The organism is Streptomyces sp. NRRL B-24484, from assembly GCF_000717715.1.
In the GTDB taxonomy this organism is placed as follows: domain Bacteria; phylum Actinomycetota; class Actinomycetes; order Streptomycetales; family Streptomycetaceae; genus Kitasatospora.
On sequence record NZ_JOAI01000078.1, the window covers coordinates 17,925 to 27,625 of the forward strand.

7 protein-coding genes are annotated in these 9,701 nt (G+C 73.6%); 2 read left to right on the forward strand and 5 right to left on the reverse strand.

What is annotated here, in order from left to right:
* Positions 1–87: 87 nt before the first annotated feature.
* Positions 88–2,793 carry a GNAT family N-acetyltransferase gene (locus IE98_RS0139740; protein ID WP_030277379.1) on the reverse strand — a complete coding sequence of 902 codons (2,706 nt, stop codon included), beginning with the start codon at positions 2,791–2,793 and terminating at the stop codon, positions 88–90.
* A gap of 315 nt (positions 2,794–3,108) precedes the next feature.
* Here IE98_RS0139740 and IE98_RS0139745 point away from each other — a divergent pair, with 315 nt between their 5' ends.
* Complete coding sequence (locus IE98_RS0139745) at positions 3,109–3,387, forward strand: HPr family phosphocarrier protein (RefSeq protein WP_030277381.1); 279 nt, start codon at positions 3,109–3,111, stop codon at positions 3,385–3,387.
* 70 nt (positions 3,388–3,457) lie between these two features.
* Here IE98_RS0139745 and IE98_RS0139750 read toward each other — a convergent pair whose 3' ends face one another.
* Positions 3,458–4,369 (reverse strand): glutaminase, encoded by a 912-nt coding sequence (locus tag IE98_RS0139750; RefSeq protein WP_030277383.1) that lies wholly within the window; start codon positions 4,367–4,369, stop codon positions 3,458–3,460.
* Positions 4,370–4,509: 140 nt separating this feature from the next.
* Here IE98_RS0139750 and IE98_RS0139755 point away from each other — a divergent pair, with 140 nt between their 5' ends.
* The gene (locus IE98_RS0139755) at positions 4,510–5,334 is read left to right on the forward strand and encodes an LAGLIDADG family homing endonuclease (protein ID WP_030277385.1); all 825 of its coding nucleotides are present in this window, start codon (positions 4,510–4,512) and stop codon (positions 5,332–5,334) included.
* A gap of 2 nt (positions 5,335–5,336) precedes the next feature.
* Here the strand turns inward: IE98_RS0139755 and IE98_RS0139760 are convergent, their stop codons facing one another.
* From IE98_RS0139760 to IE98_RS0139770, 3 genes are all read right to left on the reverse strand, one after another.
* On the reverse strand, positions 5,337–6,530 hold the full coding sequence (locus IE98_RS0139760; RefSeq protein ID WP_030277387.1) for an RtcB family protein: 1,194 nt from the start codon (positions 6,528–6,530) through the stop codon (positions 5,337–5,339).
* Between the two features lie 303 nt (positions 6,531–6,833).
* The gene (locus IE98_RS0139765) at positions 6,834–8,201 is read right to left on the reverse strand and encodes a M16 family metallopeptidase (RefSeq protein WP_030277388.1); all 1,368 of its coding nucleotides are present in this window, start codon (positions 8,199–8,201) and stop codon (positions 6,834–6,836) included.
* A gap of 8 nt (positions 8,202–8,209) precedes the next feature.
* Positions 8,210–9,547 (reverse strand): M16 family metallopeptidase, encoded by a 1,338-nt coding sequence (locus IE98_RS0139770; RefSeq protein ID WP_030277390.1) that lies wholly within the window; start codon positions 9,545–9,547, stop codon positions 8,210–8,212.
* Between the last annotated feature and the right edge of the window lie 154 nt (positions 9,548–9,701).

A 9,701-nucleotide genomic window follows, 5' to 3' on the forward strand; every position in this document is an offset into this window, starting at 1 on the left:
GCACTGCGCCGAGCTTCCGGACCCGCCTTGCCGGGCCCGCCCTGCGGGGGGCTGGTCAGCGCCGCCGAGCGGCGCAGCCAAGCAAGGTTACAGGCTGCTCATCGCCCGCGGACCCAGATCCGTCCGCACCGGCAGCGGCGCGATCCGCACCACCGCCCCCAGCACCGCCAACCCCTGCGGCGCCACCACCACCGGCTCCAGATCCACCGACGCCACCTCCGGCAGGTCGTCCACCAGCCGCGACACCCGCAGCAGCAACTCCTCCAGCGCCCCCGTGTCCACCGGATCCGCCCCCCGCCAGCCGAACAGCAGCGGAGCCGCCCGCACCTCCCGGATCAGCGCCGCCACGTCCCGGTCCGTCGCCGGCACCAGCCGGTGCGCCAGATCACCCAGCAACTCCGCCGGCGCCCCCGCCAGACCGAAGCTCAGGATCGCGCCCACGGCAGGATCCACCGCCGCGCCGATCACCGTGTCCACCCCGCGCGGCGCCAGCTGCTGCACCACCAGCCGCGCCTGCGCCGCCCCGCCCAGCAGCGCGTCCAACTCCCGGTGCGCCCGCCGCAGCCCCTCCTCGCCGTCCAGGTCCAGCCGCACGCTCCCCAGGTCCGGCCGGTGCCGCAGGTGGTCCGCCGTCGCCTTCAGCGCCACCGGGTACCCCAGCCGCTCCGCCGCCCGCACCGCCGACTCCTCGTCCGGTGCCGGCAGCACCGGCCGCACCGCGATCCCGTAGCAGCCCAGCAGCGCCTCCGCGTCCGCCTCCGGCAGCGTGAACCGGGCCCCGCCCGGCTGCGTCCGCGCCGCCACCGCCAGCCGCGTCCCCAGCGCCCCCTCCACCAGCGCCCGCGCCCGCGCCTCGTCGATCCCCTCCAGCTCCGGGATCCGCGCCGTCCGCTCCGCCTCCGCGCTGCGCCGTCGCCACTGGGCGTAGTGCACCGCGTTCGCCAGGGCGTGCACCGCCCGCTCCGGCGCCGGGAACGACGGGATCCGGCCCGCCCGCAACCGCTCCGCCAGACCCCCCAGCGCCAGGTGCGTCAGCAGCAGCGGCTTGCCCAGCTCCCGGGCCCGGACCCCCGCGTCCAGCAGCGCCGCCGCGACCTCCGGCTCGTCGTCCGGCTCCGGCGCCCCGCCGCCGTGCACCCCGATCGGCGGGATCGCCACCGCGATCACCGCGTCCACCCCGGGATCGCCCAGCGCCGTCCCCAGCGCGATCCGGAAGTTCTCCCCCGTCGCCGCCGTCGTCAGGTCCACCGGCGACCGCGGCCTGAGCCCGCTCCCCAGGCAGGCGTCGTACGTCAGCAGGCCCAGCGAGTCCGAATTGCCGATCACCGCCACCCGGTCCCCCGCCGGCAGCGGCTGCCCCGCCAACAGCTCCCCCGTGTCGAACAGGTCGGTGATCGTCTCCACCCGCACCACCCCGGCCTGCCGGAACAGCGCGTCCACCGTCGCGTCCCGCAACCGGCTCGACGCCGGCTGCACCGCGTGACCCGGCGGCAGGCTCCCCGTGTGCCGCGCCCCCTTCACCACCACCACCGGCTTCGAGGCCGCGAGCCGCCGCGCGATCCGGGTGAACTTCCGCGGATTGCCGAACGACTCCATGTACATCAGCACCACCTCGGTGGCGGCGTCCTCCTCCCAGAACTGCAGCATGTCGTTGCCCGACACGTCCGCCCGGTTCCCCACCGAGGCGAAGGACGACACCCCGAGGCCCCGCCGGTGCGCCGCCTCCAGCAGCGCCACCCCGATCGCGCCCGACTGGCAGAACACCCCGAACGGGCCGCGGGCAGGCAGCACCGGTGCCAGCGAGGCGTTAAGCGGCCGCTCCGGATCCGTCGACACCAGCCCGAACGCGTTCGGGCCCACCACCCGCATCCCCGCCGCCCGCGCCTGCCGCACCAGCGCCCGCTGCCGGTCCCGCCCCTCCGGGCCGGTCTCCGCGTACCCGGCCGTCACCACCACCAGGCCCTGCACCCCGTGCGCGCCGCAGTCCGCCACCACCCCGGGCACCGCCGCCTCCGGCACCGCCACCAGCGCCAGGTCCACCGGCCCGGGGATCTCCAGCAGCGACCGGTGCACCGGCACCCCGTCCAGCACCGTCCCGTCCGGCGCGCTCCGGTTCACCGCGTACACCTCGCCGCGGAACCCGGCCAGACTGCGCAGCAGACCGCGCCCGACCGACTGCGGGCTGCGCGACACCCCGACCACGGCGACCGACCGCGGGGTCAGCAGCCGCTGCACCGAGCGGGCCTCCGCCCGGTGCTCCCGACCGCGCATCACCGCCAGCGAGGCCGCCGTCGGCTCCAGGTCGAACTCCAGGTGCACCACGCCGTCGGCGAAGCTGCGGTGCTGGGTGTAGCCGGCGTCGGTGAAGACCTTCACCATCTTGCGGTTCTCCGGCAGCACCTCCGCGGTGAACCGGCGGATGCCGCGCTCCTGGGCGACCGCCCCGATGTGCTCCAGCAGCGCCGAGGCGACCCCGCGGCCCTGGTGGGCGTCCTGCACCAGGAAGGCCACCTCGGCGTCGGTGCCGGTGGTCGAGGGACGGCCGTCCCGGTCGATCCGGTCGAAGCGGACGGTGGCGATGAAGCGGTCCCGCACCACCGCGGCCAGGCCGACCCGGTTCACGTAGTCGTGGTGGGTGAAGCGCCGCACGTCCTTGTCGGACAGCCGCGGGTACGGGGCGAAGAAGCGGAAGTACTTCGACCGGTCGGAGACCTGCTCGTAGAACTCGACCAGCCGCTCGGCGTCGGACGGGGTGATCGGCCTGATCCGGGCCGCGCCGCCGTCGCGCAGCAGGACGTCGGCCTCCCAGTGCTGCGGGTAGCCGCTCTCGTCGGCCCGGTCCGTGCTCGGTGCGGTGCCCTGCTCGGTGGCCGGCTCGGTGGCCGGTTCGGTGGCCGGCTCGGTGGCCGGTTCGGTGCGCGGTGAAGTCCCGGAGTCGTCCACAACCGTCAGGTTATCCGGCGAGGGCCGCGGCGAGCCGCCCGGCGGTGCCCGGCGGGCGGGGCCAAGGTGGGACTGCCGGGTGCCGCACCGTTCCGGACGTGCGACGGACGTGCGACACTGGTCTAGACAACTGGCTCCACCCAGCACCACCGAAAGGCACGTCCCATGGCAGAGCGCCGCGTCACCGTCGGTTGGGCCGAAGGCCTCCACGCCCGTCCCGCCTCCATCTTCGTCCGCGCCGTGACCTCCACGGGCGTGCCCGTCACCATCGCCAAGGACGGCGGCAACCCCGTGAACGCCGGCTCCATGCTCGGCCTGCTCGCCCTCGGTGCCGCCGGCGGCGACACCGTCGTCCTGGCCTCCGAGGCCGACGGCGCCGACCAGGCCCTGGACCGCCTCGCCAAGCTCGTGCAGGAGGGCCTCGACGAGCTCCCCGCGGCCTGAGCCCCGCAGCCCGAAGGGGTGCACCACGGCGTTCCCGCCGGGTGCACCCCTTCGCGTTCCCCCCGTCCCGCTAGAAGACCGACCAGCCGGTCGCCGTGGTCAGCGCGTCCAGCGCCGCCACCCCGAGCACCGAGTTCCCCGCCGCGTCCAGGCCCGGGCTCCACGCGCAGACCGCCCCCCGGCCCGGCAGCACCGCCAGCACTCCCCCGCCGACGCCGCTCTTGCCCGGCAGGCCCACCCGGTACGCGAACTCCCCCGCCGCGTCGTACGTCCCGCAGGTCAGCATCACCGCGTTGATCCGCTTCGCCTCGCTACGGGACAGCAGCCGCGAGCCGTCCACCCGGACCCCGTGCCGTGCCAGGAACAGCCCCGCCAGCGCCAGGTCGCGGCAGCTCGCCGTGATCGCACAGTGCGCGTAGTAGTGGGCCAGCACGCTGTCGACCGGGTTGCGCAGGTTCCCGTAGCTCGCCATGAAGTGCGCCATCGCCGCGTTGCGGTGGCCGTGCCGCGCCTCCGAGGCCGCCACCGAGTCGTCCGTGGCCACCGCGCCGTTCCCCGACTCCCGCCGCAGGAACTCCCGGACGGCCCCCACCGCATCACCCGTCAGCTCCAGCAGACGGTCCGTCACCACCAGGGCGCCCGCGTTGATGAACGGATTGCGCGGGATCCCCTGCTCGGTCTCCAGCTGCACCAGCGAGTTGAACGGATTGCCGGACGGCTCCCGGCCGACCCCGCGCCACAGCCCGTCGCCGCCCTCCGCCAGCGCGAGCGCGAGCGTGAACAGCTTCGACACCGACTGGATCGAGAACGGCTCCTCCCAGGCCCCCGCCCCGAACACCTCGCCGTCCACCGTCGCGATGGCCATCCCGAAGGCCTCCGGATCGGCCTGCGCCAGCGCCGGGATATAGTCCGCCGCCCGCCCGCGCGCCGGCGCCGCGAGCGCGGTCTCCATCGATTCCCGCAGAAGTCCCTGGTAGTCCACGCGGCCATTGTGTCCCCGGCCGCCCGCACCGCCCCGCCGGGGTCCACAATCCGACATTTCGACTTGAGGACGACCACACCATCGGATGATCCGCCGACGAACCGACCCGCCGCCGGGACCACCCGGCGCAGGCTGGCGCCATGACTTCCTTCGACCTCGAAAACCCCGACCACGCCTACATGTTCGGCTTCCTCCAGGCCGACGGGCACCTGCGCCAGGGCCCGGGCAACAAGGGCAGCCTCAGCGTGGAACTCTCCGCCCGCGACACGCCCCTCCTGGAGGAGTTCAAGCGCATCTGCCCCTGGCCCAGCAGCATCCGCCACCGCACCCGCACCCGCACCACCAACTTCGCAGCGAACCACACCTCGGCGACCTGGACGGTGTGCGCCCGCGAGTTCCGCGAACAGCTCGTGGCACTGGGCCTGCCGCCCGGACGGAAGTCCTCGACGGTGGAGCCACCACGGGCACCCTTCTCCGAGCGGGACCACCTCCGCGGCCTGATCGATGCCGACGGCTCGCTCGGACGCACCGGCAAGGACCTGCCCTTCGTCAGCCTGACCACCGCGAGCGAGTCGCTGGCGGCCCACTTCTGCCGCTACGCCCACGCCCTGACCGGCGCCGTGCGCACGGCCCGGCGGAACCGGCGCGACGCGATCTACAACATCCTCTTCACCGGGGAGGACGCCGTCGCCGTCGTCCGGCACCTCTACTACCCGGGCTGCCTCGCCCTGCCGCGGAAGCTGGCGGCCACGGCCGACCTCACGGCGTGGACCCGACCCGACGGAATGAGGAAGGTACTGCGCCGCCCGTGGACGGCGGACGAGGACCGCCTCCTGTTGGCCGCCCGGAACGCGGAGGCGGCAGCAGCCCTGCTCGGCCGGTCGGTCAGCAGTTGCGCGGCCCGGCGATGGCGGCTGGTGGGGCCGGAGAAGGCCGGGGTGCGCTTCCCGCACACCCCGGCCTGAGCTCAACCCTTCACACAGACGACCTGCTTGAGCTGGGCGACCACCTCGACCAGGTCGCGCTGCTGGTCCATCACCTTCTCGATGGACTTGTACGCACCCGGGATCTCGTCGACGACGCCCGCGTCCTTGCGACACTCCACGCCCTTGGTCTGCTCGACCAGGTCGCGCGCGGTGAACCGCTTCTTGGCCGCGGTGCGGCTCATCTTGCGGCCGGCGCCGTGCGAGGCCGAGTTGAACGCGGCGTCGTTGCCGAGACCGCGGACGATGTACGAACCGGTGCCCATCGACCCCGGGATGATGCCGTAGTCGCCGGAGCCGGCCCGGATCGCACCCTTGCGGGTGACCAACAGGTCGACGCCGTCGTACCGCTCCTCCGCCACGTAGTTGTGGTGGCAGCTGATCATCTGGTCGAAGGCCACCTTCGCCTTCGGGAACTCCCGCCGGACGACGTCCTGGAAGAGCGCCATCATGATCGCGCGGTTGCGCTTGGCGTAGTCCTGCGCCCAGAACAGGTCCTGGCGGTAGGCGTTCATCTGCGGGGTGTCCGAGATGAACACCGCGAGGTCGCGGTCGATCAGGCCCTGGTTGTGCGGCAGCGAGCGGGCGACGCCCATGTGGTGCTCGGCGAGCTCCTTGCCGATGTTGCGCGATCCGGAGTGCAGCATCAGCCAGACAGAACCGGACGTATCTACACATACCTCACAGAAATGGTTGCCCCCGCCGAGGGAACCCATCTGCTGGGCCGCGCGCTCGCGCTTCCAGCGGACCTCGGGGGCGATGTCGTCGAAACCGTCCCAGAAGCGGTCCCAGCCGCCGGTGGCGAGGCCGTGCAGCTTGCCCGGGTCGACCGGGTCGGTGTGCAGGCCGCGGCCGACCGGGATGGCCTGCTCGATCTTGGAGCGGAGCCGGGACAGGTCGTCCGGCAGGTCCTTCGCGGTGAGCGAGGTCTTGACCGCGGTCATGCCGCAGCCGATGTCCACGCCGACCGCGGCCGGGCAGACGGCGCCCTTCATGGCGATCACGGAGCCGACCGTCGCGCCCTTGCCCAGGTGGACGTCGGGCATCACGGCGAGGCCGTGCAGCCACGGGAGCGAGCTGATGTTGCGCAGCTGCTGCAGGGCCTGGCCCTCGACGGTGGCCGGGTCGGTCCACATCCGGATGGGCACGCGGATACCGGGTACCTCGGTGTACGACATGGTGATTCGACCTCCACAGGTCGCTTGTTTCCAGCGTAGGGGTGTGCCGCGCGATGAGTCCCGGTGCGGCTCGGGGAAGACCGTGGGGCCGCGCTCAGGCGGCGGTGCGTCGGGAGGACGGTCGTGGGGAGCGTCGTTGGTCGCGCTCGACCCGCATGGTGACCGCCTCCTCTCTCGCTGTGTGCTTCGGCCGCGGGGTGCGGCAGCGGGGACCATCTACCCACGCGGCCGGGCCGCGGTGCAATGCAATAAACGCGCGGGCCCGGCGGAGCTGACGCTCCGCCGGGCCCGGGGTGTCGCAGGTCAGTTGGCGACGACGGTGACCTCGCCGATGCCGAGGTCGCGGACGGCGTCGCCGATGACGGCGGCGTCGCCGACCAGCACGGTGACCAGGCGGTCCGGCGGGAAGGCGGCGACGACGGCCTCGGTGGCGGCCTCGGTGCCGAGTTCGGCGAGCTGGCGGTAGACCTCGGCCTGGTAGTCGTCGGGCAGGTACTGCTCGACCTGGTCGGCGAGGGTGCCGGCGACCGAACCGGCCGTCTCGTACTTCAGCGGGGCGACGCCGACGAGGAACTGCACGGCCTCGTCGCGCTCGGCGTCGGTGAGGCCCTCGGCGGCGAGGGTGCGCAGGATCGTCCAGGTGTCGGCGAGGGCCGGCGCGGTGGAGGCGGTGTCGACCGATCCGCTGATGGCGAGCAGGGCGCGGCCGGAGCCGTCGGCGGCGGAGCGCAGCGGCTGGGCGAACGCGCGGACGCCGTAGGTGTAGCCCTTCTCCTCGCGCAGGACGCGGTCGAGGCGGGAGGTGAGGGTGCCGCCGAGGCAGTAGGTGCCGAGGATCTGGGCGGCCCAGGTCGGGTCGTGGCGGTCGGGGCCGATCCGGCCGATGAGGAGCTGGGTCTGGACGGAGCCGGGCCGGTCGACGATGATCACGCGGCCCTTGTCGTCGGCGGTGACCGGGGCGTGGACGGAGGGCTCGGCGGCGTCGGCCGTCCAGGTGCCGAGGGTGCTGTCGAGGAGGGCGGGCAGGTCGGTGCCGGTGAGGTCGCCGACGACGACGGCGGTGGTGGTGCCGGGTCGGACGTGGGCCCGGTAGAAGGCGTCGACGGCGGCGCGGTCGATGGTGCGGACGGTGTCGGCGGTGCCGCTGCGGGGGCGGGAGAGCCGGTCGGCGGCCTCGAAGAGGGTGGCGTAGAGGGCCTTGGCGGCGCGCCGGGCGGGGTTGGCGAGTTCGTGGGTGATCTCGTCGAGCCGGTTGGCGACGAGTCGTTCGATCTCGTCCTCGGGGAGGGCGGGGGCGCGGAGGGCGTCGGCGAGGAGGGTGAGGCCGCGTTCCAGGCGGGAGGCGGGGACTTCGAGGCTGACGCGGATGGCGGGGTGGTCGGCGTGGGCGTCGAGGGTGGCGCCGGCGCGTTCGAGTTCGGCGGCGAACTCCTCGGCGGTGTGGTGCTCGGTGCCTTCGTTGAGGGCGCGGGCGAGGATGTTGGCGACGCCGTCGAGGCCGGTGGGTTCGGCGGCGAGCGGGGCGTCGACGACGAGGTCGACGGCGACGAGCTGCTGGCCGGGGCGGTGGCAGTGGAGGACGGTGATGCCGTTGCCGAGGGTGAGCCGCTGGGGGGCGGGGAAGGCCCAGGGGCCGGGGGTGCCGGCGGTGGGCTGCGGGTGGAAGGTCATCTGGCTGGTCACGCGGCCGTCTCCTGCTCGGTGGTGTCGTCGGCGTCGGGGCCGGTGGTGGTGGGTTCGTAGGCGAGGACGGCCCGGTTCTCGCGGTGGAGGCGGGCGGCGGCGACGGCGCGGACCTCTTCGGCGGTGACGTCGAGGACCTTGGGGAGGGCCTCGTTGAGGAGCTGGGGGTCGCCGAAGAGGACGGCGTAGCGGCAGAGTTCGTCGGCACGGCCGGCGACGGTGGTGAGCCGGTCGAGCCATTCGCGCTCGATCTGGGCCTGGGCGCGTTCGAGTTCCTCGGGGGTGGGGCCTTCGGCGGCGAAGCGGGCGAGTTCCTCGTCGACGGCGGTCTCGACGGCGTCGAGGGTGGCGTCGCCGCTGGTCTTGACGTCGAGCCAGCCGAGGCTGGGGGCGCCGGCGAGGCGGAGCAGGCCGAAGCCGGCGGTGACGGCGGTGCGGTCGCGGCGGACGAGCCGGTTGTAGAGGCGGCTGGATTCGCCGGAGCCGAGGATGGTGAGGGCGAGGTCGGCGGCGTCGGCCTCGCGGGTGCCGTCGTGCGGGAGGCGGTAGGCGGCCATGAGGGCGCGGCTGGGGACGTCCTCCTCGACGAGTTCGCGCAGTTCGCTGCCGATGGTGTCGGGGAGGGTGCCGTCGCGGGGCGGCTGCTTGCCGTTGTGGGCGGGGATGCTGCCGAAGTACTTCTCGACCCAGGCGATGGTCTGCTCGGGGTCGAGGTCGCCGACGATGGAGAGGACGGCGTTGTTGGGGGCGTAGTAGGTGCGGAAGAAGGCGCGGGCGTCTTCGAGGGTGGCGGCGTCGAGGTCGGCCATGGAGCCGATGGGGGTGTGGTGGTAGGGGTGGCCGTCGGGGAAGCTGAGGGCGGTGAGCTTCTCGAAGGCGGTGCCGTAGGGGACGTTGTCGTAGCGCTGGCGGCGCTCGTTCTTGACGACGTCCCGCTGGTTCTCCATGGAGGTGTCGTCGAGGGCGTCGAGCAGGGAGCCCATCCGGTCGGCCTCGAGCCAGAGGGCGAGTTCGAGCTGGTGGGCGGGCATGGTCTCGAAGTAGTTGGTGCGTTCGAAACTGGTGGTGCCGTTGAGGGAGCCGCCGGCGCCCTGGACCAGTTCGAAGTGGCCGTTGTTGGAGACGTTGCGGCTGCCCTGGAACATCAGGTGTTCGAAGAGGTGGGCGAGGCCGGTGCGGCCCTTGACCTCGTGGCGGGAGCCGACGTCGTACCAGAGGCAGACGGCGGTGACCGGGGTGAGGTGGTCCTCGGAGAGCACCACGCGCAGGCCGTTGGCCAGGCGGTGTTCGGTGATGGCGAGGCCTCGGTGGGAGGCGGGGGCCGGCTGGGCCATGCGCTGTGGGTCCTTCCCTGGTGGTTGTGCAGGTCGGGGGCTGTGTGCGTGTCCCCATTGTGGTGCAACGCGCGGGGGCCCGGGATGTGTCCGCGCAGGGGCGGCGTTCGCCAGGGGCGGACGCGGCGCGGGGCGGGCGGGGCGGGTGCGGGGG

Excerpts from the sequence above, each read along its gene's own strand:
- IE98_RS0139745 (WP_030277381.1), top strand. The coding sequence starts at position 3,109 with ATGGCAGAGCGCCGCGTCACCGTCGGTTGGGCCGAAGGCCTCCACGCC.
- IE98_RS0139755 (WP_030277385.1), top strand. The coding sequence starts at position 4,510 with ATGACTTCCTTCGACCTCGAAAACCCCGACCACGCCTACATGTTCGGC.
- IE98_RS0139760 (WP_030277387.1), bottom strand. The coding sequence starts at position 6,530 with ATGTCGTACACCGAGGTACCCGGTATCCGCGTGCCCATCCGGATGTGG.
- IE98_RS0139765 (WP_030277388.1), bottom strand. The coding sequence starts at position 8,201 with ATGACCTTCCACCCGCAGCCCACCGCCGGCACCCCCGGCCCCTGGGCC.
- IE98_RS0139770 (WP_030277390.1), bottom strand. The coding sequence starts at position 9,547 with ATGGCCCAGCCGGCCCCCGCCTCCCACCGAGGCCTCGCCATCACCGAA.